Source organism: Mycoplasma nasistruthionis (genome assembly GCF_006228185.1).
GTDB classification, from domain to species: Bacteria; Bacillota_I; Bacilli_A; order Mycoplasmatales; family Metamycoplasmataceae; genus Mycoplasmopsis; species Mycoplasmopsis nasistruthionis.
Map to the genome: position 1 here is coordinate 46,945 of NZ_CP040825.1, position 26,690 is coordinate 73,634.

Below are 26,690 nucleotides of genomic sequence, written 5' to 3' on the forward strand. Positions count from 1 at the left end.
CTCCTATAGTCCAGTGTATTTCTTAATTTCAATTATGTTAGATTTGTCAAATGTAAGTTTTCTAATTCTACCTTTTTGATTTCATTGAACTAAAATTTCTTGCCCTTTATCTTCTAATAAAGTAGCATCAAATTCGCTTTGAAACTCATTGCCAACATTGAATGGTGTAGATAGTTTGATTGATATTTTTTGATTTAAGTTTTCACTTAAATTATTTAAATCCAGATTTAAATCTTGACCTTTTGATATTACTTCAACACCATATTGTTCTAATAAGTTTGGAATTAAGTCTAATTTAGCAATAATCAAGCTTGCTTGAGCTTCGATTTTGTTTAAATCAGTCTCATCTAAAACGACTGAAATAATTTGCCCAAAATCTTTATCTTGCACTAAATTAACGCTTAAAATATTATTAAAATCTTGCTCTAAATAACTTTTGTAATCCATAGAAAACCTCTCAAATGATTAGAAAAAGTTGCGGGTAAGGCAACTTTTCTTTGTTAACTTATATTTATTTTATCACTTTTACACCTATAATCATCAAGTTTTTAAAAAAGTACTTAATTAGGAATAAAGGTATAAAAGTTCATTATTTTCTGGTAAAAATATGAAATTTTTATTAAATCTGTTTGATTAATAACTCAATTTAACTAAGCATATTCATTGCTTGAAGAAGCAGACTTAAAAAATATGAAAAAAGAGCTTGATTTTTCACATTTTGTATTGTTTTTTTATTGTTTTTAAACAATAGAATATTGAAGATTTTATAATATTTTTGCATACGTAAACTGTATGCAACAATTAATTTTAAATTGTGAGGTTATCACGACTGATTTAATTTTGTTTCTGCATGAAACCTAAATAAACAAAATTATCCAATTTAAAATTAAAAATAAATTAATTTATTTATGTATAACGGGCATCGTAAAAGGTGTCTGTTTTTGTTACTTGTTTTAAATAAAAAACCTCATTATGAGGTTTAATCATTCAATATATCACTAATTAAATCAATATCTTCCTGATTTAAATCAGTTTTTTGTTTTAAGTTCTGTATTAGTTCTTTGTTTTTAGAAACGTTTTCATCAAGTTTATTTTTATAGTTTGTGATTGCTAAAAAAGTTTGAATTGCGACTATCAAAGTAATTACAACCGAAATAACAGCCAAAGCTACAAATAAAGCCATTGTTTGCTTAGGAAACTCATTGTATCTAATTGAATATAAGTTTAAAACAATTATTAAAGATGAAATCAAGATTGCCAAAATACTTAAAGAAACAATAATTGCACTACTACTTATTAATTTTTTGTATGCGCTTTGTTTAACTTTATCTATTTTTTGAGCTAATTTATTTGTGTGTTTCATTATGTTTTCCTTTTAAGTCATAAGTTTTAAAGCGATCAAATTCAATTAGATTTAAAGCTCTTTTGTACAGCAAGAACTGAGCGTCCAATTTTTCAAGATCTTTATAAATATAAAGTTTAGATCTATAATAAAGTTTTTCAAACTTTAACAAGTTTCTTTTGGCTTTATAAAATAAATACTTTTTATTGATGACAAAAAATGACAATATTCCTGAAATAAAAGCAATTATGGAATTAACAATAGCTGACAGAATAACAAAGTTCGAGCTAGGTTCATTTAAAAATGTTGTAAAAACATTATTTTCATAATTAACTGTACCAGCTAAAAAAATAATAGCAATAATTCCGTTAAAAAATGTTGCAAGAATAGAAATAGAGTTTAGAAAGTAATATAACCCACCATAAAAATAAGTGTAATTATTAATTGATTTATAAATGTTATCAAAAGCACTTGCTGGTGTGTCTTTGTGACTAAAAAGCATTATTTCTTACCTCCAGATTGAAGTTCTTGTCTGATTATGTCTTTAATAACAAGTTTCTTTTTCTTGCTAATTTCGTTTCATAATGTTTCTAAAACTGTTTCTAATTCTTGATCAGTGATTTGATTAGCTTGGTATTTTAGTTGTAAATAATTAATTGTGTTATAAACTTTTTTGTAAAGTGCATTTTTAGTATTGAAACGATAAATGGCTAAAAACAAGTTTAAAAAGAATGAAAAAATAATAAAAATAGTTAGCAGTAAAATCAATATAAACGACACTGAAATTGAATTATCTTTATTTAAATCCACTAATTTATATAAAGCAACAGAAGCAATTGCTACTGTAGAAATATTTAAGCATGCAATAACTAACGAAACTAAAGAATCTAGGAATCTATATAGTCTTAATTTTTTAGAATCTTGGTTCAATTTTTCTTGCAAATGTTTAATAACTGAGTTCATATGCTTATTTTACTAATTTTATTTTTTGATTGTCTGAATTCTTTATAATTTTTAATATGAATAATAATAAATGAGCTATTTTTAGTGATGTCGATGGAACAATTTATCCATTTCCTGATAAAACTTTATCTGATGTGACTAAAAACAAAATAAGATGATTAAAAACTCAAAACATTCCGTTTGTGCTTAATACCGGAAATCCTCCATTAGCCAAAATTCAGCGTTTAGCTGAACAATTAAATATTCAATATTTATGTTGTTCAAATGGAGCTATGATTTATGATAATTTAGCTAAAAAACCAGTACATATTGAAATTATGGATACTAATGAAGCTTCTAAAGTTTTTCCTTTAGCACTAGAGGCTGGGGTTATTTTGTATTATATGGGAACTGACCAATACTATTTATATGGTAACAATGAACCTTATAGAAAATTCTTAACAGAGTTTAATGAATACAATGACTGAATTGATGATGGAACTATACCAAATGACTTGCATAAAATTGAAGCATATGGGACAGAAGAGCAACTTAAACACTTTTATCAGCTAGTTTTAGATGCAAATTTAAATTTCGAAATCAGTAACGTCTTAAACAAATACATTGAAATTACAAGTGTTGGAATTTCAAAAGGTTCAGCTCTAAAATGAATGTGTCAAAATGTGTTTAATATTGATCCAAAAAATGTTATGGCAATCGGTGATAGTGCAAATGATATTTCAATGTTTAAGCAAACTGATTTTTCATATGTAATGGATAATTCAGATCCTAAAACCAAATCAGTTGCTAAATTTTACACTTCAGATGTTAGACAAAATGGTATTGTAGAAGCGATCGATGATTATTTATACCGTTCTGATTATGATTTATATTTAAAAAATTTAGAACAACAGCAAATTCAAAGACGTAAACAAACTAAAGCACAAAAAGATGCTAAGATGCAATCTTTCAGTGGTAAATTACGTAAAAAAATAAGAAACACAAGTCTAAAAGTAAAATCATTTTTTAGAAAACTGTTCAGAATCAAAAAAGCAAGACAATAAAGTCTTGCTTTTTATACTTTTTTCTGCTTTGAAGTTTTACAATTTTTCAAACCCCTTTTAGTCGTATAAGGGGTTATTACGCCTAAGGCATTAGTTCACTTAACAAAAGTACTGTAAGAAAATAAATGTAAAGGTTCTAAATGGATTGCATAATAGTTTCTTAAACTAATCAAGTTGAAAGTTCCTGTTTTTTCATAATTTTGCATGTTAATTTTATGATAATTATCAACAAACCCTTTTACTTCAGGATTAGTAAATTTATTTGATAACTTTTGTATCTTAGTCTTAGGAGTATAAGTCGCATTTGGGTCGCAAGCAAAGTCACTGCTTTTGACTTTTTCGATCATTCGATAGACTGTTCGAGTCGAACATTTGAATTGTTTCGCTAAGTCTTCGACCGTTTTATGTCCTCCCACACATAAAGCATTTTTGACTATTTGTAACTGGTTTTGTTTTTTATTTTTTAAATATCTTTTTCTATTGTTTACTTTCGTTTTTTTAAGCATTAAATTAATTATATTTACTATTATTTTTAACTTAATTAGATTATTTAAAATTCTGCAAAAATGTGGAAATTTTACACAATTTGATTTTTTTAATTTAAATAAAAGCATTTTTTGGCTATATAAGTAAAAATAAACCCAATTTTAGAGCTTCCAAAAATCATTTAAACAAAATAATATATAATAAATTAAATTAACAGAAAAAGGTTAAAAAATGCAGTGACAAACTATTCTTTATATCGTTTTAAGTAGCGTTTTACTACTAGTGGTTATTTTCTTATTTTTGCTACTTTTAAGAAATATTTACTTTACAAATAAAACCAAGCAAGTTGAAAGAAAAAGAATCGATCTTCAACGTGATGAAACAAAAAATAATGCTAAAATCAAGCAATGTTCAGTTATTAGTGCAAGTGATTCTGCTTACAAAAGTGTTTGCGAACAACTAAACAATATTAAAGATCAACTTGAAAAACAAAGAAATGACTTAAATGAAAAAATCAAAAATTTAAACGAATTAATAACTTCAAGAAATCATTTTAAATTACTTAAACAATTTCATATTTTCAAGCAAGAGATCAAAAAGTATCAAAAAACACTTGCAATATTTGACAATACAGCAAGTGTTTTTGACTCGCAGTGACAAAAAATTGATGATAAAAGTACTACTTACTTAGATATTATTGAAGAGTTTAAGAAAATTTTAAACAAACAAAAACCTTTAATTAAAAACTTATATCCAAAGCTTGAAGAAAAAATCCAAATAACTTCAAGATTTAATAATGATATGGACTCTAAGAAATATAAAGGTAAATTTGACGAAGCACAAAATGTTGCAGATGCTGTTGCAAATGATTTAACAAACCTTTATTATCTTATAACCCAAGCAAGACAATATGAATATTTAATGTATGAATCATTACCGAATAAAATTTTGCAAACCAAAAACGATAAAAACATTGATAAAAACTTTTCTTCAATTTTTGATGAACAATACACTAAACTTCAAAAATTATTAGGCGAATGAGAGAATAAAAAATATTCAGCTCTACAAGGTGAAATCAAAAACTTATTAAATTCATATTTAGAAACTGTTCAAAAAATTAAAATGGGTCAAGAAATCAAAAAACTTAGAGAAAACACTAATGATGTAATATTTGGTTCATTTGTTAAGATTAAGGATTTATACAAAAAAATAAGTTCAGAAATCCCTATAACAAACATAAAAAAAGCCTATAACCTAGTCGAAAACAAATATCAAAAATGACAAGAAAATCGCAAAATTATCAAAATTGTGCCAACAACCCAGGAATATTGAGAATCTGTTTGTGATTTTTACTTTTGATACAACATGGTTCATCTAAATTACAAAATTGAACAAGACACAAGCCAATATTTCAATCAAAGAATTTTCGAAGTTAAACAACTGTATTTAGAAACAATTAGTGATGAATTAATACCAAACGAACAAGTTATTGCAGATTACAAAAATAATTTAAATGATTTATTTAATAATTATTTTAAAAAAGCAAGAAGTTGAAGTAAAGTTCAAGAAGTTTGAGATGATTTTGTTTCTCAACTTAGCTATATAACAATGGCTTTAATTAAAAATAAAGAGTACAAAAATTTATATGACAAATTGAAGTTAATAGTTTCATCAAATCAAGCTTTTTTAAATAAGAACAACAATTTAAACAAATATAAAGACAAATTAAAAATAATAGATTTAAATATTAGAATTACAAACAATTACAAAGATGCTTACTTTGAACTAAAAAAATACTTAAAAAAGGAGAGTTACAATGTTCAATAAAATTTTAATTCGCTATGGTGAATTGGTATTAAAAAAGAAAAACAGAAAGACTTTTATTAACCATTTACAAACTAATATTAAAAACATAACTGGTGAAAATCCTGAAGTTGAATTCGACCGTATGTATTTAACTTATTCAGAACATAATATGAAACAATTAGGTTATGTGTTTGGAATTAGTTCATATTCTCCTGTTGCAGTTGTTGAAAATGATTTAGAAAAGTTCAAAGAAACTGTTTTAAAACTAAAAGATGACAAAGCTAAGACTTTTAAAATTGCATCTAGACGTAATTACAAGAAATTTGAATACACATCCGATCAACTAAATCACTTACTGGGTGGTCATATTTTAAAAAATACAAACTTAAAAGTGGACGTTCATAATCCAGATCAAACATTCTATGTAGAAGTAAGAAATGGAAGAACTTATTTATTTTCTCAATATGTTAAAGGGTTAGGTGGATTACCAGTCGGTTCAAGCGGAAAAGTTTTACATCTTATTTCAGGTGGTTTTGATTCGCCAGTAGCTGCTTTTCAAATGATGAAACGTGGACTAAAGGTTGACTTCTTAACTTTTATTACTCCACCACAAACTGACCAAAGAACAATAGACAAAATCACAGATTTAGTCAAAGTTTTAAGCCGTTATCAAACCACTTCTAACTTACTTATAGCAGACTATTCACACTTAATGAACTATATTTCATTTGTATCAAAAGAAAGTTATAAAATCACTTTGATGAGACGTAGTTTCTACCGTATTGCTGAACAAGTTTGTTTAAAATATAACCAGTTAGCAATTTCAAACGGTGATAACTTAGGTCAAGTTGCTTCTCAGACAATCGAATCACTTTCAACCATTGGATCAGCAACAAATATGCAAATTTTAAGACCTCTTTTAACTTTTGATAAAAATGAAATTATTGATATTGCTAATAAAATTGAAACATATAACATATCAGTTATTCAAGCTAATGAAACTTGTGAACTCTTTGCACCAAAAGAACCAGTGACAAAGCCTTCAATAGCTCAAGCACAAGCTTTAGAACAAGAATTAAATCAAATTCCAGAACTTGAAAAAGAATTAATTGAAAACAAAATTGAACTTGTAAAAGTGAAAGCGTACAGCAATGCTTAATTCCTTATTTATAGTATTTTTAGTAGTCTTAATTTTATTATTAATGATTATTTATAGTGTTTATCGTGGCTTAGTTTTAAAAATGAACATGCCATATAAATACTTAAGTTTTACTTTTCCAACTTTAAAAGATTCAGATTTAATTAAAGAGTATAAAATACCAAAAGAAATCAAAAAGAACTTAACCATTTTTGCAATAGTTAGTTGAGCAATTGATATTATTGCTCTTTTTATGGTTATATCTTTCTTAATTGTTTCGATTACTTTATCTATTGTTTATAAAATAAAATTTACAAACAACAGAACCTTAATTCCATATGTTGCTTTATCTGCGATTTGTTTAATAGCGCTTAGTGTTGAAATATATACTAAAACAGAAATAGCTAAAATATATTGAACTTGATTAAAAAATTCTAAGAAACCAGAAGCTAAAGACTTTGAGCAGTGAGTTAAAAGTAATATTAATTATGACAAAACATTAATTCATTTAAATTGAGACATCTTAAAAATTCAAAAGAATAGTGAGAAAAAAGAAGAAGTTGAATTACAAAAACCTTACGAATTTATTTATTTTTTAAGACGTAAAAATGAATTTAAAACAAAATATGCTTTATATTATTTATTAATAAACCCAGACCAATGTGTAGTTTCAGATTATAAACGTAAAAATTTACTGCTAAAAGAAACGATGTATTTTTCATTTTGACTAAGCATATATAGTTTAGGTAAAACAACAAACTTAAAAGATAAAAATTTTGAAGTTGTTGAAAATTATGTTGAAACTTATTTAGAATCAATTGAAAAAGCTAATCCAGACTTTATTAACAAATGAAAAAATCAAAACAAAGATATTAAAAACAATCAGTCATAACTGATTGTTTTATTACCTAAGGAGATAAATGGAAACAAAAAATAAACCGAAAGTTTCGATTTGAACTTTAGTTCTTTTTATATTAAAAGTTTCATTCATTGGTTTTGGTGGCGGTAATGCTTTAATGCCAGTAATTTACAAAGAAGCAGTTGTTAACAAAAAATGATTTAGTGATGATGAATTTGACGATATTGTTATTGTCACAAATATGCTCCCAGGAGCTTCAGTCATTCAAACCATCTCATATATTTGTATTCATTTAAAAGGCAAGCTTTTAGGAACTGTTATTACACTATTAGCCATTTTGCCGCATGTTTTATTTGCTTTTGTATTATTGGTTGTTTTAACAAAGTTTGTACCAAAAGAATATTTAAAAATAATATCTACAGGTGTTTTAGTTTCAATTATTGCTTTCTTAATTGAATTTGGAATTAGATATATTAAACAATCTCATAAAGGGTTAAAAACTCCCTTATGAATAATTATTTTTACCTTCACATTTGCTTTTTGTACTTTTGTGCCATCGCCTGCAAACTTGCCAGTTATTGCAATAGTTTCAGTGATTGGAATATATAGTTTGCTTTATATTTTTATCAACCACAAGTATAAAAATAAAACCAAACCAAAGTGATTTAACATCAAAAAAGAAAGCTCTAAGGAGACTAAATAATGTTATTTTTAGGATTCTTGGTAGCACTTCCGATGTTAATTATTGTTTCACTTTCTGTTTTTGGTGGCGGACAAGTCTTTATGCCGATTTTTGCTTGATTATGAAGCTTGATAGGCAAGGTTTTTGGTGCAAATATTAATGAAGATACAATTAACAACATCTTTACAGTTTCTAATACTACCCCTGGTGTAGTTTCTACAAAATTTGCTTTTTTTACTGGTTATATAGTAGCAGATGGTCAATGATGAGGATTTATTGCAATGTTTGTTACATATTTAGTATTTTGCTTACCGGCTATTATTATTATGGTTTTAGCTATGAAATATATAACTAAATTTAAAAATAACACTTTAGTTGCTAACTTACTTTTATTAATGAAACCAATTGTGGCAGGAATTATGTTGTCCTTAGCTGTGTCATTATTAATTAGTATTTTTACACCTGAAATTAAATTTAACAGTTCTACAGCAGACAGTTATATTCAAACTAGTTCATCATATTTTGTAGGATACAAAAACATTTTATTAAAAATATATGTTCCAGCAGGAATATTCTTTTCTTGATTAGCAGCTCGAAAAAAATGAAACTTATTTGTAATTATTTTAATTAACATAGCAATTTCTTTATTTTTATTTGCTGATTATTAAACGAATTCAGACTTACTTCTAAGTAAGTCTGATTTTTTTTGCTTTGTTAATAAATTTAAGCTAAAGAGACTTAAACTTTAAAAGACAAATATTTTAGATACAGTCCATACACAAACGAAATTTTAAATAGATATTAAAAATGTAAGTGAAATTTTAATAAGCTAGTAAAAAAATGTACACATTCATGCATTAAGAACGTATGTGTTTTTATATGTTACAAAAATAATTTACATTAAAAAACCAAATTAAAAACTCATCATTACGGCTGAATACTTATTAGAAACTGAACAAAACTTTACAATATAGACATTGTGTTATTGAAATCAAAAACAGGTAAATCTAAAAGAATAGTTCTCCCAAATAAAAAAAGATAACCCTTAATGACTTAAGTGAAAACAAAAGAGATGCTTATCAATGAATATCTGAAAAAATATTTGAAGACCACGGAATCAAAAAATCTAAATGTTAAAGCGACTAAAGGGATATCAAAAAAAGATTGCAAACAATAAAGATTAAACAGACCTAGATATTTTTGAGTTTTCAAGAATCTTATTTTATAACAACTATCAAAAGAAAACTCAGAAAGATTCGGCTGACAAATATTTAGATAAAAAATTGATGAATTGAATACTGAATGAAGTTCAAAAGTTAGGTAAAGTCATTGTCAGAGATAAACTTTACCATAAGTATTTAATAGTAAACATAAAAAGTGTTTTCTTATATGTTTTGAATAAATTATCTAAAACAAGTTATAAATCTAAGACTTACACAAATAAGAAGACAAATAAAATTTCAAACGAAGATAAGTTTAAAAAAGTCTGAGTGGAAGATTTAGTGGCTGGTGATTTTTCATCAAGTTATTTTGCTGAAAAACTTCATACGGAAATTAAATTTGCAAAAGTAAATAACAAATAAAAAATATTTACATGTTATTACAGAAACTTTTTTCTAATTTTGTTTTGAGTTGAACATTGTCTGATGATAGAATTGCTCAATCAACCATAAATGTTTTAAAAAATACTTTAGACAAGTATGGTTTTAGTCTGCGAATTTATCACAGCAATCATGATATTGAGTACACAAATTGTGAATTAAGAAATTTCTGATGTCCCAGAATATTAAGTATTCAATGTTGTTTAAAGGAAATTCATTAGAAACAATACTTCTAAGTATTTATTTTTTTCAACGTGAACTTTTTGATTTATGCAATGCTTCAGAAATGAAATTTTCAAAAGTGTTTAATTTGATTAACAATTTCGTTAGTTCATACAACAACGAAACGCCACAATCAAATTTAGAATATAAAACGCCATATACCCTTAATAAGCATATAGCGTTATGTGTATAAATTTTTCCACTAAATATAGTAGCTTTTAATAAAACAATTTTTTATAAATTTCTAAAAACAAACAAAAACTCTCTAAATTATTAAAACAAATTAGACCAAATGAGGTAAAAATTAAAAAACAAAATGTGTGAAATGTTGAAAAAATACACATATTACATAATAAAATTACTTATGAAATTCTAATAGAATAACATTGTTTATATTATTGCAAAATCATTAAATTAAATCACAAAAAGCAATAAATTAAATAATTTTTTACAGAAAATGGACAAAATTCCTGTTATTGTGCTGTTACTATGATGCCAAGTTTTAAATAATGTATAATTTTTAAAAAAAGAAAATATTTTGGTGTCATATGAAATTTACAATTAAAGATTACGATTTGGTATTAAAAGAATTAGTTAATTACCTTAAAACTCAGTCCTTATATTTATCGAAAAATACTGATGATGGAAGAATCAATTCAATTATTAATGAATATGAACTGACTAAGGTGATATTAAATTCATATAGTAATATAAAAATATTTAAAGAATGAAACTTAGTCATAGATGTTCAACCTAGCCCAAGATGATGATTTGATATTCTTATAAAGAACCCAACTGAAAGTTTTTACTGCCCAATTAACATAAAAATTAGCAGTTTTAAAAATTCATCAGCTGATAATTTAAGTTCAAAAGAAGGGTTGTTTTTTGCTCTTACGGGCTTAGTAAAAAATAAATGCCCTATAACATGAGATAAATATTTTAAATTATTATCTACCGCTTTGAAAGAAAATGAAAGAGATTATTATTTTTTAGTTATCAACAAAGATGACACAAACGAAATATTTTTTAATTCTTTAAAAAGACTAAGAGTTATTGTGCCTAACGGTAATAACTTACCTTTCCAATGTAAATGATCTGATAATAAGACGATAATTAATAGGACATTCAAAGAATCGAAGGACTTTATATTAAAAAATCTAGCTATGTCAGTATTAAGAAGAGCAAAAATATTGGATGATTTTAATGATGCTTTTCATGAATACTCAATTTCGATCAATAAAATTAAAGAATAGCTTGCAAGACGCTTTGAGAAAAATGAAATCTACCGTCTTGCTTAATCCCTTTTTGTTCTCAATTTATCGAGTTTAATTTTTTCACTAAAGATAATGCTTCCGTTTTAGTACAATTCACAAACAAACATAACACAGAAGCATCATAATTAATAAATGTATTTTTTGTTTGAATTTTCAACATATAAAAAGGCTTTTCATTCCTTGTTTTACAATTAACAAAAATTTGATAAGTGAATTCTTCAGGAGGCGAAGGCACGGGTCTAATTCAAGTGCGTGGTTCGTATTTAATTAATTTTAACTGCCCATCCCTTTCTGTTGATGAAACAACAAATGCTGTTTTTCCTTTTTCCAATTTAGAATTAAATCCTGATGCTCCGCCAACCTTGACAATAATTTTTTCATTAAAAAATATTTTTTTACCGAAAAAAATTTTACCATTTGAAAAATAGTAGTTAATTTTATCTTTATGATTTTTTGTTTTAACTATCTTTACTATAGCTGTAGGGATTGAAGCGTTTTCTCAAACATCTTCGGGAATTTGCTCAAAATGAGTTATTGAGAAATGATCATAAATTCATTTATTTAGCTTTTTTGAGCTTGTATTCATAAAAATTGAAGCAGGAGTAATAAAAATTAGTTCCCCATCTTCTCTTAAATCATTTAATGCTTTTTCTAGAAAAAAATAAAATAGATTTGGTTTGTGATTCAAAAAATTACTTTCCAGTTTCTCAATAATGTTTTTGAACGCAACATATGGTGGATTACCTATAATCACATCAGGTTTATAATTTGTATTAAAATACGATTTTATCACCGCTTTTTCATGCGCAATCGTTCTATCCACTTCTACACCAACTACATTTTTATATTTTTGAATTAATACATTATAAAAAGCCCCTCCTCCTGAACTTGGTTCCAATATCAAACAAGGGTTTTTTAATGAAATTAAATTAATCATTTTATCAACTATAAAACTTGGTGTAAAGACTTGTCCTAAAAATTCTTTATTCATTTATTCTCCATTTTTTCAATTATAACACTTAAATTTGGCCTTTGTTTTAGGTTTATTGCTTATGGAACTTTTTGTCAAATAACAGGAATTTTGTCCACTTTCATTAGCTTTGTAAAATATTGCTTAATTTGTCACTTTTCGTGATTTAATTTAATGATATTTTTATACAATATAAATGATGTTATTCTATTAGAATTTCATCAGCAATTTTGTTATGCAATGCGCGTATTTCTTTGAACATTTCGCGCATTGCATTTTTTATTTCTTGTTCTTCAGGTTCAATTTGAGACAGTAAATTTATTAATCGATCCATGTATTTTTGTAAATATTGATGAAAGCTTTTATTTTTGCACAACAAAAAATACATTTGTTGAACATGTGGTACTGAAAGGTCTAAATTGTTTTCCAAAGCTCAAATTTCTGCTTTTGTCAAATCTTTTCCTTCAGGTTCTTTTGCATAATAAATCTTGTCTAAATATTTGAAATAAAAATTACCATCAGACGCCATTATTAATCTAGTTCATGATCAATCATGCATCATTAATCTTCTGCCATCACTCATATAAGCTGCGTAAATTTTCTTACCAAATCTAACCGCACCATTAATAACTTTTCTGTTGATTTCAATGTCAACTCTTCAATTATTTCTTAGCATTCCTTCTTTGTTGAATAATGATTTTTTAGCAATAACTTTTTTAAATTTGTGTTGTAGTAATTTACATATTTATCACCGTTTCTTCTTAAATCTTCAATTGTTTTAATTTGATTTTGACTAATGAAAACTGGTAGTTTATCTTGAGCACTTCTAAAAGATCTTTCAACATGCGGTTTGCGTTTAGGGTTTGATGAACTTATTATTCTAATACCCTTTTCGTTTAAATTCTTTTCGAACATTGTCTCAGTACCTTCACTACCTCAAAATGTTTTATGCTTATCTGTATGGATTATTTTAGGGAATCCAAATCTTTTAAACACTATTTCTAGGAGTCTTTGATATCCAAGATTAGTTTCTTGATACTCAACCCACATACCTAAAAGCGTTCCTGTTGCTGCATCAATTGCATGGTAAAGATAAATTTTGTTTTTTAAATCTCTGGTAATTTTTCTCTTTCTCTTTTTGTAGTGTGAACATTATGTAGTTTCAATTGATTAAATCTTAAAATCATAGTTTTATAAGTTATCTCACTTTTTATTTCATCAGATAAGAAAGCATTGTAAAAGGTTTTAAAGCTTAATTGATTAAACGTCCTATCAACATCAATTAACTTTTCTGTTACCGTTAAATATAATTTGTAAAGTTCATGAAATTTTTCATCAGAAACTTTATATTTTCTTATTTTATTTGTATTACCATGATTTAATATAATTTCTGGTTTTTTATCAGTAAAACTTCGATTAATTTCTTGTTTGTATCTAGCGATAGTTTTCTTTGAAAGTCCTGTTCTGATAGCTAATGTTTCATTTGTTAAATTTGGGTTTGTGATGATAATTTCGATATTAATCTTTTTTCTTCTTTGATATTCAGATAATGAATGTATCTTGTTATTTTGTAGTTTAATTTTCGTTCCTATATTTTAAACTTATAGATTTTTTTGTAGATGTAAAGTGGACAAAATTCATGTTATTCCGAGAGGGACAAGATTCCTGTTATTTGAGAAGAAATTACATATTAATAAATCTTTAGTTTCAAAATCAAATTTGGTGTGTTATAATACTTTTATGAATAGGCAATTTTTAAATATAACTATTAACATTACCTGACCGATTCGTACCTTTATTGTTCCGAGTCTTTTTTAGTTATATCTTATTAATTGCAACACTATAGAGGAGCTTTTAGTAAGAGTAAATATCATAGCAGGCATGCGATGATTGATATTGAAAGGACATAAAAGCCGAAGCGTTAAAAACGGCAGTGCTTAACGCTGGTAGAAAAGCATAAAAGATTTCTACTCTTTGGAAATTTCCATTGGTGCTATAGATTTACCAAACTTTCTTAAAATAATAGAAAAAGTTTTGTAGGTTTATAGTCTACAAAACTTTTTTATTTAAATTTGGAGCATTATGAAAGCAAAACAGTATAAAAAATACTCAGATGTACCTAAACAGTATCAATGAGATTTAGAAGATATCTTGCAAAACAAACCTTTAACTTATTGAATTGACTTAAGTGTTGAAATTGCTAAAAAAAGAATTAGTAATAAAGATAGTAAGTACAAAACTATTGAAGCGTATTTAGAAGATATTAAAGATGCCAATTTAGCTAGTGAAGTTGAAAATAAAATTAGTAATTATTTATCTAATAAATTAAATGTTAATTTAATCGATCCTGAAATTAAAAAACTATCGCAAGATTATGAGTTTTTATCTCAACAACTAAGTGATGAGTTTGGTTCTGAGTTAAATCGATTTTATGCTAACATGGATAAAATGCTGATTTACAAAGAAGATCCAAGACTAAAGAATCACAAACGTTATATTGAAGAGTTAATTGAAAACAAAAAACACAAATTAAGTGATGAGGTTGAAGAATATTTAATTCAGTCAGCTATCGGAGAGCCTGACCCACATGCAATCTTCTCAGTACTTACTAATTCAGAATTAGATTATGGTTATGTTGAATTTAAAAACAAAAAAGTTAAACTTAACCCAACTAATCGCAGTCAATTTTTAAAGTCTGATGATTCTAATGTAAGAAAACAAGCATATCAAAATTACTGAAATGCTTACTATAAACACAAAGATTCGTTAAGTGAATTATTATTTCAAGAATTTCAACGCACGGCAACACATGCTAAATTAACCAAATATGATTCAGCAACGCAAATGCTGACTTCATCAGATAAGGTTTCAGATCAAGTTTTACAAACTTTATTTAAACAAGTTTCTGAAAATAGAAAAGTGTTATTGAAATATCGTAAATACTATAACAAGTTTTATCTTGCTAAGTTCAAGTCTAAAATGAAGAAATGAGACACACAAAGAGAACTAGTTAAAACAAAAGCCCAATATTCAGTAGAAGAAGCAAAACAATTAGTTCTAGATGCCATTCAACCATTTGGTAGCGAATATATTAATCAAGTTCAAAAGGCATTTAATGAGAATTGAATTGACTTTATGAGTGTTGTTAATAAACGTTCAGGAGCTTATTCAATTGGTGGAACGTATGGTATTGATAAGAAATATATCTTAATGAACTTTGATGGTGAGTTAGGAAGTGTGGAAACTTTAGCACATGAATTAGGTCATTCAATGCATTCATATTTTTCAGACAAAAATCAACCCATTGAACTTAGCCAGTATCCGATCTTTTTAGCTGAAATTGCCTCAATTTTTAATGAGTTAATGCTATTTGACAATCTGCTAAAAACATCAAATGACAAGAAGTTAAAATTTAAAATTTTAACTAACATGATTGATGGTTTTGTAGGAACAGTCCTGCGTCAGGTACAATGAGCTAATTATGAATATGATTTATATCACGCTATTGCAAAAGGTAAAATTTCAAGTAGCTATGATGCTATTTCAAAACTGTATTTTGAAAATTCTAAGAAATATTCATTGTCGAAATTAAACAAATATGTTGCCAAAGATAATTTAGGTTCAATTTATGTACCACATTACTACTATGGATTTTATGTTTACAAATATGCTATAGGACAATTAGTAGCAAATTATTTCTTTGCTGATTATCAAAAACGTGGCAAAGAAGCATTAGATAATTACATCAAAAACTTTTTATCTCAAGGCTCAAGCGATTATCCGATTGAAATTTTGAAAAAAGTTGGAGTTGACTTAGAAGACAACAACTTTTATACACAAGGATTTGCTTATTTATCAGACCTAATTGATCAATGAGTGGTTTTAGGTAAAGAAATTTTTAAAACAAAATAACAAGGAGGTTATATGAAAAAATGATGATTATTACCAGTAGCTAGTACAAGTTTAATTCTTCCAGCACTTGCCCTTTCATGTAAAAACACATCAAGCGAAAGAACTTTAAACTTTTTATCTGAAAAACAAGTTGCTGAGTATCAACAAAAAGCACAACAATATTCAAAACAAGCTTTAGATGCTCTTGCTGAATTTAATAAATACAGTAAACAAAAACAACAACTTGAACAACAAGCTGATTTATTAATCTTTTCACTGCAAGATTTAAATTCAGACTTATTAGCTGCGAAAACTAAATTATTCAATTTACAAGCTAAAAAAGAGTTATTATCTTTAGCTCTAGCATCTAGCGATTTTACTCAACTAGAAGCCAAAGCGAAAGAATATTCAAACTCAGAATTTAAAATTCAGGATTTTCTAAATTCAGAATTTAATAGTTATTTAAATAAATCTTATGGAGATGAACAAAATCATTTACCAACACTAAAACAGATTACAGACAGAGCTAAAAGTTTAGAAAGTAATTTAAACACATTAAAACAAACTTTAGATAACAAAAACATTAATTTGGCTTTATTAAAAGATAAACAAAATAAAACAGAACAAGAAAATGCCCAAATCACAGCACTAGAATCTGAAATTCAAGCATCAAAAGAACAACAATCAACTATTTCACAAGAATTAACTCAAAACTCTGAATCAATGTTGGTTGTTCAAAACCATATTTATCAAGATTTGAAACAACAAGCAAGCGATCAAAGCATGTTAGATGCTCAAATTGCACAACAAAATCAATCAAATCAAGAAGTTCAACAACAAATCAACACAAAACAACAAGAACTATCAACTAAAAAAGCTGAAATTAACAAACAAATCAGCGACCAAGGCTTAAATGAAAAAATTCAAAGTGCTTTTGATACTTATTCTAAAGCAACTGATGAACAAAGAAAATACAATGGTTTGCTAGTGCAAAATGACATTTCAGCTTATAGTTATTCAACTAAAGATGCTAATTTTGATGAAACAGGAGCTAATTCAGATCCTAAATATTTATCAAAACAAGAAGTCAATAAAATAGTTTTTCCTAATGAACCTTTTGTAAATTCACCAGTTAGTGATAGTTTTGCTAAAAACGGTGTTTTCCAAATTGATACAAACTCACAATATTCACCTGGTTATGCTCCATTTGACAACACTGTAAGTTTTGGAAATCGTCAAGCTAATATTTCAGATACTGTTTCAATTTCATTTGTTTCAGCTGAAAGAATAGGAAAAACAAAACTTAAAGCATCTGATAAGTGAAAATTAAATGAAAACGGTGTTCCTGTTAAAGTAAAAGTTGAAAACATTATTTCACCAACTGTTTTAAGATACAAATTAGAACTAGCAGACGCAATTATTTTAAAAGTGCCTAATGAAAGCGGACAATTAGTAGAAATGGTTTTTGATTCAGATGATGCAGGATTAATTCCGGCACCAACTGAAGTTGTAGTTGAAGATAAATTAGACGAAAACGGAAACCCGGTACTTGATGAAAACGGTCAAGTTGTTAAAGAAACAAACAAATACTTTGCCAGTGCTGAAGTTAGAAGGTTTTCATCAAATCCTAAATCAATTAACTCACAGCATTTCTTTGATGTTTTAAATAAATCAACTGAACTTAAATTCAGAGTTAGACCAGGTCATTTCTGAACCGATGCTAAAGGAAATCGAACAAAATATCCAATAGTAGCAAAAGACTTCTATCTTGGATTATTAAGAACACAAATGTGAGACACACCTTATAGGCTATCACATGGTGGTTCAAGGGAAACAGATAATGATGTTAGAAGTATGCTAATTAATCCTGGGAGATTCTTAGACCCTAGAGCAAACTATGGAAATAAATATTTATTTTCATTATTTAATGTAAGTTTTGATGACTTATTAAAACCAGAAAAATCATTATCAGAAGATGACAATTACACATACTTCACAATTCACAGAGAGGATGAAAGTGTTCCAATTACACAATTTGATAAAGTCCTTGAAAATGTCTCTTCTTCATATGAATTTATTCCGGCACCTTCTGAATATATCATCAACACTTCAAAAGCAAATGCTGAAACAGTAATTTCACAAAAAGATTTAAGTGATGCTCAACTCAAAGCAATCAAATCATCAATCCAAAATGCTAAAGGATTGGCTAAATTGAGTGGTATTTACTGATATGGACTTTCAGTTGATGATACTTTATATTCAGGTAAATACATCGGAGAAGACTTTAATCCAGACACATTAACAATTTCAACAGTAATTAATAAGAATTACTGAGACACAGAATATGTTAATGATTTAACAACAATTAAAAAATTCTCAAACAAATATGCTTCAGCACCAGTTGAACCAGCTACTTATTCAGATTTATCATACTTCTCATATCTTTCAGGACAAAAAGCCACATATCCATTTACAACCTTATCAAAAGCCAATAGAGATGCTGTAAATAAAGATCCTGAAGGATATGGAATTGCTTATATTCGTGCTTTATCTAAAAACACATTAGTAAATACCTTCTTCTGATCAATTCTGCCAAAAGAAGGTACTTCAGCACCATATTACAATGATGAATATGCTTACACAATGTGAGGGATGTCGGCAGCAGAATCAATTAGTACAAGTTCAAAAAATGCTATAAGAGAAGCAACCGCAGGAACTGGAGGAGAATTTAGAAGCATTTTAACAGCAGCTATTGACTGAAACTCAATCGCTTCAATTCAGCGTTCACCTCAACCGGTTAAACCTTGAATTACAGGATTGTCTCCTGACTCTAAAATTAATGAACAAAACGACACAGAAACAACTGTTCCAAATAACCTAAGAGACAACAATGACTTAATTAATGCGGTTTTTGTTGTTGATTCAGAAACAGGACAAAGAGTTGACTTTGGTGAGCTAGGTTCATTAATTAAACCAAGTTTTACAAACAATGTTAACGTTTCAGCATCTGATGTTGCTAAATCAGTTGTTTATAGTCAATTGCAAGAAAGAATGAAGAATTTATTAGACAGAGTTTATGCTAAGTTCAACATTCCTTCAACTAACAAAATTAGTTTTGATATCTACTACAGATATTTAAACTACCCAGATCCAGTAATTAATGCTTTAGATTTAGTAATTGCAGCTTGAAACGGATTAGATCCAAGAATGAATGTGAACTTTGTTAAACCAACTACTGAACAATGAAGAAATTACTGAACAGGAACTTCTCCGTTTTCACTAGCAGGTTGAGGTTATGACTACGATGGTATCGGTTCAGGAATTGATGGATATTCATTAAATGCCAAAATCATTCCAACACTATTTGCCATAGTTGCTGATCCAGAATATGCAGCTAAAATGCAAAATCTTTATCCTCAACTATACAAAGCTGCTCAATATCTAAAAGAGTTTGTCCAAATGAATCGTTTCAGACCGTCAATTTCTCTTGATGACTTTACAAATAAATTAACAAATTCAAATGTTCAAGATATAGAACATTACTTTGGTTCATTCAAATATGAAAACGATGGATTTGTTGAATTATCAGCCGAAGAAGCTTCGCAATATGTTGACATTAGTGTATTTAGTTCAAGATTCTGACTAAACTATACAACATCACCAGTAATTGACGATCCACAAAATCCAGGTCAAAAGAAAATCATTGATCGTTTAGACTTAGTTGAATTAGCTCAAGAAGTGTCAAACTTAGCTGGCGCTATTCCAGACATTAATTTAGCAGTTTCAACACAAAAATATTCAAAAACATTAATTAATCCAAATTACATCGTGCCTACAAACTTTTCAGACTATGATGATTTCCAAAGATATAGAACTGTAAACGGTGTAAGACCTAAATAGAAAGGAGAAATATGCTTAAATACATACTTAAACGTTTTGGTTTTGCAATCATTACTTTGTTAATAATTGTTTTTGTTGTGTATTGTTTAGTTGCTCAATTTAGTAAAAACCCATTTGCTGAAAAATTAATTCAAAAGCAAAATGAAGGTGGATCTAACGGGCTTACACAACAAGAAATCAAAGAGTTATTTGACTATTCAGTCCAGTATCACTTGATTCCTAAACTTAATTTCAACGAAGTTCAAACAACTTGAACTCAAATTAAGTTAAACCCAATTATTAGATTTGGTTATTGAATTCAAAACTTATTTACTAATTCTGAAAATCCGTTCGGTGCTCCATTTGATTTAAACCTATTAAAATCAACTGGAAGCAGTACAATACCGCAATATTTCTTCAGATTCTTAAAATATTCAATCATTATTACATTGCCTGCTTTCTTTATTTCTGCTTGTTTAGGAATTACATTAGGAATAGTAGCAGGATACAAACGTGGAAGTGCATTAGATGCAGGAATTAACTTCTTTGCTTTATTCTTTATTGCACTACCTTCGTTTGTTATTGCACCAATTTTAATTTCAATCTTATTTAGTTTAAACTTCCCACCAAACTTCATTAACTTTAACAACCCGGTTGAAGTTGAGGCCTTCGGTGTAGGCAAAATGGTATTATCTTGACTACCACCTATTTTAATTATTGTTTTAGGTTCACTATCAGGATACATCACTTATACAAGAAACCAAGTTGTAACAGTACTTACATCAAACTACATTTTAATTGCCAAATCAAAAGGATTAAGCCGTAAAGAAATATTCTTCAAATATGTGCTTAGAAATATCTCAATTCCACTTGCAGCTATTTTAATTCCTTCATACATAGGACTATTAACAGGTGGAATTGTTATTGAAACTTACTGAAGAGTACCAGGAACTAGTCAAGTTATTGCACAATCGTTCCCTAATGGTGAAATTAACATTATCATGTTTTCAACAGTATTCTTTACATCATTAAGTTTAGCAACCTCAATTTTAGTTGACGTAAGTTATACACTACTAGATCCAAGAATTAAATATACACAAGCAAATCCATATTCATATTTAAGATTTGCTCATGCATATTACCAAAGAGAAAAATTATTTAAATCATATCAACAACAAATACAGGAAGGAGCATAATGAACGCTAGAGAATTTGAAAAAAAATATAAACTTTCATTAGACAACATGCGTAGCTCAATTAGTGCATTTGCTCCTGAAAGCAATGCAGCTTTAAATAATATTGCTGGTAAACCTAAAAAGTTAATTGTCGAAATTTTTAAAAGATTTTTCAGCAACTGAGTAGCTGTAGTTTCGTTATTTGTGTTTTTAACAATTTTCATTATGTCAATTGTTATTACAACTTCTGCCAAATATTCATCAACTGAACCACTATATAAAACACTTGATTTTAAATATAATGTTGCTGATAATTTATCAACACCAGATTGACAAACAATTACAGCTTCACAAGACGTAACAAACTTACCACCAGTGTTTTCTCCTTGATATAATCCGGAAGGAAATATTTCAAACTTCGAGAAACTGACTGAACAGTGATCAAATCCAAACTACTACGGTGGAGCTTTATGAAAACTAATTTACTTTGGTGAAAATAATACCAATAATTACATTAAATTAGAAACATTAACACCTACAACAAACCGTTTATTAGTTAATGCATATGCATTTTACAAAGTTAAAAATATTGAAATTATTTTAAACAAACTAGTTGAAGCTCGTCATTTATCAACTGATATGACTTTAGCGGAAGCTAATTCATTAATTAAACAAATAGAAGCCTGAAACCCACAATTAAACTTATCAACTTATCTAGGAACAAACGCTAGAGGAATTGATATTTGAACACTTTCATGAGTAGGAACATGACAAGCAATTAGATTAGCTATTATTGTTGCAACAATTCAAACATTAATTGGAGTAGCAATTGGGGCTTATTTAGGTTTCCATGTTGGATCATTTATCGACACTGCTATTATGCGTCTAATTGATATTTTCGTAGCTCCTCCTACATTAATTTGATTATTAATTTTTGCAGCTACATTTGGTACAACTGACTTAACACTAGCATTAGCTTTAATTTTTGTTGGTTGAGTTGGTTCAGTAGGAAGTACAAGACTATTTGTTATTACTGTTAAAGATCAAGAATTTATTACTGCTTCAAAATCAGTTGGAGCATCTAAAGCGCGTTTAATTTACAAACATGCTCTACCAGCAATAATTGGAAAAATTTCAACCAGTTACGTTGCTTCAATTCCATCAATTATTTTATCTGTATCATCACTAGCATTCTTAGGGTTCTTTAAATCTGATTCAGCTAACTTAGGGGCAATCTTATCTAACGCAGCTGCTCAAGCAGGAAACAACCCATTCATCTTAGTGCTACCAGCGATGATCTTATTATTAATTTCAGTTTCACTACACTTTGTGGCTCTAGGTGTTCATGATGCCTTAGATCCAAAAGTTATTCGTGCTAAATAGATAGGAGATCCAATGAAAGAAAAGTTATTAGATGTTCGTAATTTAAAAGTTTCATTTAAATTACGTCGTAACAAATTCATTACTATCGTACGTGGAATTGACTTAAAAATTAACAAAGGTGAAATAATTGGAATTGTAGGTGAATCAGGTTCAGGAAAATCAGTAACTTCAAAATCATTACTAAACATTAATGAAAATGCTTTTATTACTGCTGATAAAATGGAAATTGACTCAATAGACCTACTACAAAGTACTAAAGATAAATTCTGACAAACAATTCGTGGACATAAAATCGGATACATTCCTCAAGATCCGCTAACTTCACTAAACCCAACTCGTAAGATTGGAAAACAATTATTAGATGCATTAAACAAAAATGCTGACTGAAAAGATAAAACTTATATTGAAAAACGTCAATACCTAGTTTCATTATTAAAACAATTTGGTATTCGTCAAGCTGAAAACGTTTTTGATATGTATCCACATACATTAAGTGGTGGAATGAAGCAACGTGTTGTTATTACAATGGTTGTTGCACTTAAACCAAACTTAATTATTGCTGACGAACCAACTACAGCACTTGATCCAACTGTTCAAGCCAGTGTTCTAGCACTTTTTGAACAAATTAGAAAAGAATTAAACATTACAATCGTATTAATTAGCCACAACATTTCAGTTGTTGCTAAATTCTGTGATTATATTTATGTAATGTATGCTGGAAAAATTGTTGAAAAAGGTTCAAAACAAGACATTTTCACTAAACCAGCACACCCTTATACATGAGCTTTAATTTCAGCAATTCCTGAAAACAAACAAGATCGTTTATATTCAATTCAAGGTACTCCACCAGATATGAACAACTTACCACTGGGTGATGCATTTGCACCTAGAAACCCATACGCACTAGAAATCGATTTTATAAAAGAACCACCATTATTCGAAGTATCAAAAGGGCACTATGCTGCTACTTGATTATTGCACCCTGATGCACCAAAAGTTGAATTATCACCCGAATTAAAAGCAAGATTAGACAGTTTCAAGAAGGTATTTAATGAGTAAAACAATTTTAGAAGTTATTAACTTAAAGAAATATTTCGTCAACAAAGGATCAGTTAATAAAGCTGTAGATGACGTTTCATTTGATGTTAAAGAAGGTGAAATTGTCGGATTAATTGGAGAATCTGGTTCAGGTAAAACAACTATTGGTCGCTCATTGCTTCGTTTATATGATGATTACAATGGATTTGTGCGTTTAGATGGTCAAATTATTTCTGGTAAAAAAATATCTAGAAAACGTCGTAAATTCATGCGTAAAAACATTCAAATGATATTCCAAGACCCAATGGCTTCATTGAATGGACAAAACACAATTTACAGCATTTTAAAAGAACCATTAATTGTTAATGGGATTATCAAAAATAAACGTAAAGACATTGCTTCAGATTGATACAAGGTAAAACAAAACTTTAGATATACATTCTTAGAACAAGCGTTGAAATTTCAACTACAAAATCTTGAAATTTCAATTGATTTACATACTCCTTTTATTAAAAAATGACAAAAACAAGCTTATCAAGTTTCATTTGATTTAGAAAATAACTTAGATGACCAATTTAACTCATATTTCGGTTATTTAGAAGATAGAACCAAAATTAATTCAGTTGTAATTAATGGTTTATATACAAATACCGAAAAATTAATTGCCTTATATGAACAAAAACAACAAGATTTCAGAAACCAAAGAATTGATTTTGATGAAGTTGAATTAGAAAATGCTAGAAACAATTACAACCATCAATTTAATTTATTATTTTTAAATCAAAACTTTTTAGACTTAAAAGCAACATATACAGCATCAAACAACAAGTATCTAGAAATAAAAAACAATTATAATGACGTTGCTAATATTTCAAAAAATTCAGTTCGAAATTTCCAAGCTGAAATTAAAAACGAATACAAAATGCACCGAAATGATGCTTACAGCTCATATTCATTAGACTTCTTTTTCCACAAATACAAACTGTATTTAATCAATAAACAACTTTACAAAGAATTAAGCGCAAATCTAAACAAATTACTATTTTTAGACTTCGAAGACTTAAAACAATTAGCAACTGAATTTAAGCAGTATTCACAAGATTTTTATGCTAATAATTTAATAGTAGATACTACTAAAAAAGCATCAATTAAACAAATTAAACAAATCATCAAAGAACAATATAACTTTGATTTAACTAAATACATTGAAAAATCAGCTAATTTAAAACAACAATTACTACAAGAAAAAAGACAAGCTTGCAAAACTAAATTTGCTGATTTATTACAAGTTGTTAAAGCTTTCTTCAAAGGGCCGAAAGTTAATTTAGACAACTTTAAAAATGCTAAAAATCAATTAAAACAAGCTCAAGCCACCTTTGATGCTGAAGCTGAAAAATATGTTTTAGAATACAACAAAAGAATTGAAGTTATAAAACAACAAATTGAGCAAAAACAAGTCATTTTGGCTGACTTAAAAGCACAAGATGATGCAATATTTGCTCAATTTAAACTAAATCATAAAAACTTTACTGAGTTTTACACAAATCAAATTATTAAACCACTTGAAAAAGCCAAAAAAGACACTAAAGAATATGCAGAATATAAGCAACATATTATTGACTTAAAAGTTTATCAAACAAACGTTGCTGATCGTTTAAACGGTATTAAATCATTCGTTATTGAATCAAAATACTTAAACAAAAACTTACACAACATTTATTCATTATTAGGTATTACTAAACTTGACTTAAAAACAACTAATTCATGATTAGATAAACCTTTAAACTTTGTTATGAAGCCGATTAGAATGGCTAAAATTGGTGAATTATACGCTCAAAATATCATTTATAAAGCGCTAGAAGATGTTGGTTTATTAAAACAATTTGCTTACCGTTATCCACATGAATTCTCAGGTGGACAACGTCAAAGAATTGTCATTGCTAGAGCCTTAATTACTGAGCCGAAAGTCATTGTTGCTGACGAACCGATTGCTTCGTTAGACATTTCAATCCAAGCACAAGTTGTAAATTTACTAAAAGACTTGTGTAAGCAAAAAAATATTGGAATGGTATTTATTGCGCATGACTTGTCTATGATTGAATATGTTGCTGACCGTGTACAAATTATGCACCTTGGTAAAATTGTCGAATCTGGAAAAACAGAAAACATTTACCAAAATGCAGTTCACCCCTACACATTGAACTTATTCAAAGCAATTCCTAAAATTTCTAATGCTAATGAAAAATTCCAAGATGTTAAATTTGAGTTATCTTACTTAGAAGAACAAACTTTTCCTAATGTAGCTAGTCAATTTGTAATCTCAGAAGGTATGCATTATGTTTATGGAACACAAAGCCAATTTGAAAATTGAACAAGTGGTAAAATAGATAAAGATGAATAATTGATTTATTAAATTTATTAATAAGACTTCATATGAAACTTCAACACTTCGTTTCTGATTAATCAATTTAGTTTATGTAGTCTTATACTTTGCTTTAGTTGGAACTTACTTTTTAGCTAATCGAACTTTATACAGTTCAATTAGCAATGATTCACAAGCGTTAAACAATTTTTACATTAATGCATTTTCAGTTCCTGCTTTTGTTGTTTTTGGGGTTAGTGTTATAGCATTACTTTTAAAATTAGGTTTTTTAGAACGTAGCATTGCTAAATTAAAACTAGGTTTTCAAAACGTTGCAGATAACCGCGAACAAAGAACTTTAAAAAAGCTAGACAAACACCAACAACAAGCATATTTAAAAGAAAAAAACAGATTAGAAAAACTAAATGCTAACAAACAAAATTTAAAAACAAAATATCCATTTATATTTGCCAGTTTAGCATGATTGATTCAATGTATTGCATGAATCGTTATTATTTACAATTAATTCCAAAACCACTCGTTTGATGTCTACACGAGTGGTTTTTTCATTTTTTTC

General features: G+C 27.8%; 23 protein-coding genes and 1 riboswitch. Of the genes, 15 read left to right on the forward strand and 8 right to left on the reverse strand.

Features of this window, described 5'->3' with window-relative positions:
• Nucleotides 1–3: 3 nt before the first annotated feature.
• The 4 genes from FG904_RS00185 to FG904_RS00200 all read right to left on the reverse strand — a co-directional run bounded on the left by FG904_RS00185 (nt 4) and on the right by FG904_RS00200 (nt 2,305).
• Nucleotides 4–447, reverse strand: a complete 444-nt coding sequence (locus FG904_RS00185) for an LSm family protein (RefSeq protein WP_139591931.1) — start codon at nt 445–447, stop codon at nt 4–6.
• A gap of 532 nt (nt 448–979) precedes the next feature.
• Entirely contained in the window at nt 980–1,363 is a 384-nt protein-coding gene (locus FG904_RS00190) for a hypothetical protein (RefSeq protein ID WP_139591932.1), read from the reverse strand.
• Complete coding sequence (locus FG904_RS00195; protein WP_139591933.1) at nt 1,347–1,844, reverse strand: DUF4231 domain-containing protein; 498 nt, start codon at nt 1,842–1,844, stop codon at nt 1,347–1,349. The genes FG904_RS00190 and FG904_RS00195 overlap by 17 nt, the downstream gene beginning before the upstream one ends.
• A complete protein-coding gene (locus tag FG904_RS00200) occupies nt 1,844–2,305 on the reverse strand; it encodes a hypothetical protein (RefSeq protein WP_139591934.1) in 462 nt (153 codons plus the stop codon). The genes FG904_RS00195 and FG904_RS00200 overlap by 1 nt, the downstream gene beginning before the upstream one ends.
• Before the next feature lie 56 nt (nt 2,306–2,361).
• Between FG904_RS00200 and FG904_RS00205 the strand changes: the two genes are divergently transcribed.
• Nucleotides 2,362–3,348 carry a Cof-type HAD-IIB family hydrolase gene (locus FG904_RS00205; RefSeq protein ID WP_139591935.1) on the forward strand — a complete coding sequence of 329 codons (987 nt, stop codon included), beginning with the start codon at nt 2,362–2,364 and terminating at the stop codon, nt 3,346–3,348.
• Nucleotides 3,349–3,359: 11 nt separating this feature from the next.
• Here FG904_RS00205 and FG904_RS00210 read toward each other — a convergent pair whose 3' ends face one another.
• Entirely contained in the window at nt 3,360–3,962 is a 603-nt protein-coding gene (locus FG904_RS00210) for an HTH domain-containing protein (RefSeq protein ID WP_139591936.1), read from the reverse strand.
• A gap of 103 nt (nt 3,963–4,065) precedes the next feature.
• Here FG904_RS00210 and FG904_RS00215 point away from each other — a divergent pair, with 103 nt between their 5' ends.
• From FG904_RS00215 to FG904_RS00245, 7 genes are all read left to right on the forward strand, one after another.
• Nucleotides 4,066–5,661, forward strand: coding sequence for a hypothetical protein (locus tag FG904_RS00215; protein WP_139591937.1), 1,596 nt, complete (start codon nt 4,066–4,068; stop codon nt 5,659–5,661).
• On the forward strand, nt 5,651–6,799 hold the full coding sequence (thiI, locus tag FG904_RS00220) for a tRNA uracil 4-sulfurtransferase ThiI (RefSeq protein ID WP_139591938.1): 1,149 nt from the start codon (nt 5,651–5,653) through the stop codon (nt 6,797–6,799). The genes FG904_RS00215 and thiI overlap by 11 nt, the downstream gene beginning before the upstream one ends.
• A 43-nt stretch (nt 6,800–6,842) precedes the next feature.
• Nucleotides 6,843–7,670 (forward strand): hypothetical protein, encoded by an 828-nt coding sequence (locus FG904_RS00225; RefSeq protein ID WP_218936995.1) that lies wholly within the window; start codon nt 6,843–6,845, stop codon nt 7,668–7,670.
• Nucleotides 7,671–7,698: 28 nt separating this feature from the next.
• Nucleotides 7,699–8,340: a chromate transporter gene (locus FG904_RS00230; RefSeq protein ID WP_139591940.1), complete on the forward strand. Its 642-nt coding sequence runs from the start codon at nt 7,699–7,701 to the stop codon at nt 8,338–8,340.
• Nucleotides 8,340–8,987 carry a chromate transporter gene (locus FG904_RS00235; protein WP_338044334.1) on the forward strand — a complete coding sequence of 216 codons (648 nt, stop codon included), beginning with the start codon at nt 8,340–8,342 and terminating at the stop codon, nt 8,985–8,987. Before FG904_RS00230 ends, FG904_RS00235 begins: the two co-directional genes overlap by 1 nt.
• Before the next feature lie 618 nt (nt 8,988–9,605).
• Entirely contained in the window at nt 9,606–9,902 is a 297-nt protein-coding gene (locus FG904_RS00240) for a hypothetical protein (RefSeq protein WP_139591941.1), read from the forward strand.
• Nucleotides 9,903–10,690: 788 nt separating this feature from the next.
• Entirely contained in the window at nt 10,691–11,395 is a 705-nt protein-coding gene (locus FG904_RS00245; protein ID WP_218936996.1) for a hypothetical protein, read from the forward strand.
• Here FG904_RS00245 and FG904_RS00250 read toward each other — a convergent pair.
• The 3 genes from FG904_RS00250 to FG904_RS00260 all read right to left on the reverse strand — a co-directional run bounded on the left by FG904_RS00250 (nt 11,385) and on the right by FG904_RS00260 (nt 13,436).
• Nucleotides 11,385–12,407 (reverse strand): Eco57I restriction-modification methylase domain-containing protein, encoded by a 1,023-nt coding sequence (locus tag FG904_RS00250; RefSeq protein ID WP_139591942.1) that lies wholly within the window; start codon nt 12,405–12,407, stop codon nt 11,385–11,387. The two genes, FG904_RS00245 and FG904_RS00250, sit on opposite strands and share 11 nt — an antisense overlap.
• Before the next feature lie 181 nt (nt 12,408–12,588).
• Complete coding sequence (locus FG904_RS00255; protein ID WP_139591943.1) at nt 12,589–13,062, reverse strand: hypothetical protein; 474 nt, start codon at nt 13,060–13,062, stop codon at nt 12,589–12,591.
• Nucleotides 13,056–13,436 carry a transposase family protein gene (locus tag FG904_RS00260; RefSeq protein ID WP_139591944.1) on the reverse strand — a complete coding sequence of 127 codons (381 nt, stop codon included), beginning with the start codon at nt 13,434–13,436 and terminating at the stop codon, nt 13,056–13,058. Before FG904_RS00260 ends, FG904_RS00255 begins: the two co-directional genes overlap by 7 nt.
• A 785-nt stretch (nt 13,437–14,221) precedes the next feature.
• Nucleotides 14,222–14,390, forward strand: a riboswitch (Lysine riboswitch).
• 78 nt (nt 14,391–14,468) lie between these two features.
• Between FG904_RS00260 and pepF the strand changes: the two genes are divergently transcribed.
• From pepF to FG904_RS00295, 7 genes are read left to right on the forward strand one after another with little or no spacing between them, the layout of a single operon-like run.
• Complete coding sequence (pepF, locus tag FG904_RS00265) at nt 14,469–16,298, forward strand: oligoendopeptidase F (RefSeq protein WP_139591945.1); 1,830 nt, start codon at nt 14,469–14,471, stop codon at nt 16,296–16,298.
• Between the two features lie 12 nt (nt 16,299–16,310).
• Nucleotides 16,311–20,177 (forward strand): OppA family ABC transporter substrate-binding lipoprotein, encoded by a 3,867-nt coding sequence (locus FG904_RS00270; RefSeq protein WP_139591946.1) that lies wholly within the window; start codon nt 16,311–16,313, stop codon nt 20,175–20,177.
• Between the two features lie 11 nt (nt 20,178–20,188).
• The gene (locus FG904_RS00275) at nt 20,189–21,352 is read left to right on the forward strand and encodes an ABC transporter permease (RefSeq protein ID WP_139591947.1); all 1,164 of its coding nucleotides are present in this window, start codon (nt 20,189–20,191) and stop codon (nt 21,350–21,352) included.
• Nucleotides 21,352–22,713: an ABC transporter permease gene (locus FG904_RS00280; protein ID WP_139591948.1), complete on the forward strand. Its 1,362-nt coding sequence runs from the start codon at nt 21,352–21,354 to the stop codon at nt 22,711–22,713. The genes FG904_RS00275 and FG904_RS00280 overlap by 1 nt, the downstream gene beginning before the upstream one ends.
• Nucleotides 22,714–22,725: 12 nt before the next feature.
• On the forward strand, nt 22,726–23,772 hold the full coding sequence (locus tag FG904_RS00285) for an ABC transporter ATP-binding protein (protein ID WP_139591949.1): 1,047 nt from the start codon (nt 22,726–22,728) through the stop codon (nt 23,770–23,772).
• Complete coding sequence (locus FG904_RS03400; protein ID WP_158290319.1) at nt 23,765–26,152, forward strand: ATP-binding cassette domain-containing protein; 2,388 nt, start codon at nt 23,765–23,767, stop codon at nt 26,150–26,152. The genes FG904_RS00285 and FG904_RS03400 overlap by 8 nt, the downstream gene beginning before the upstream one ends.
• The gene (locus tag FG904_RS00295; protein WP_139591951.1) at nt 26,145–26,639 is read left to right on the forward strand and encodes a hypothetical protein; all 495 of its coding nucleotides are present in this window, start codon (nt 26,145–26,147) and stop codon (nt 26,637–26,639) included. The genes FG904_RS03400 and FG904_RS00295 overlap by 8 nt, the downstream gene beginning before the upstream one ends.
• Nucleotides 26,640–26,690: the final 51 nt, after the last annotated feature.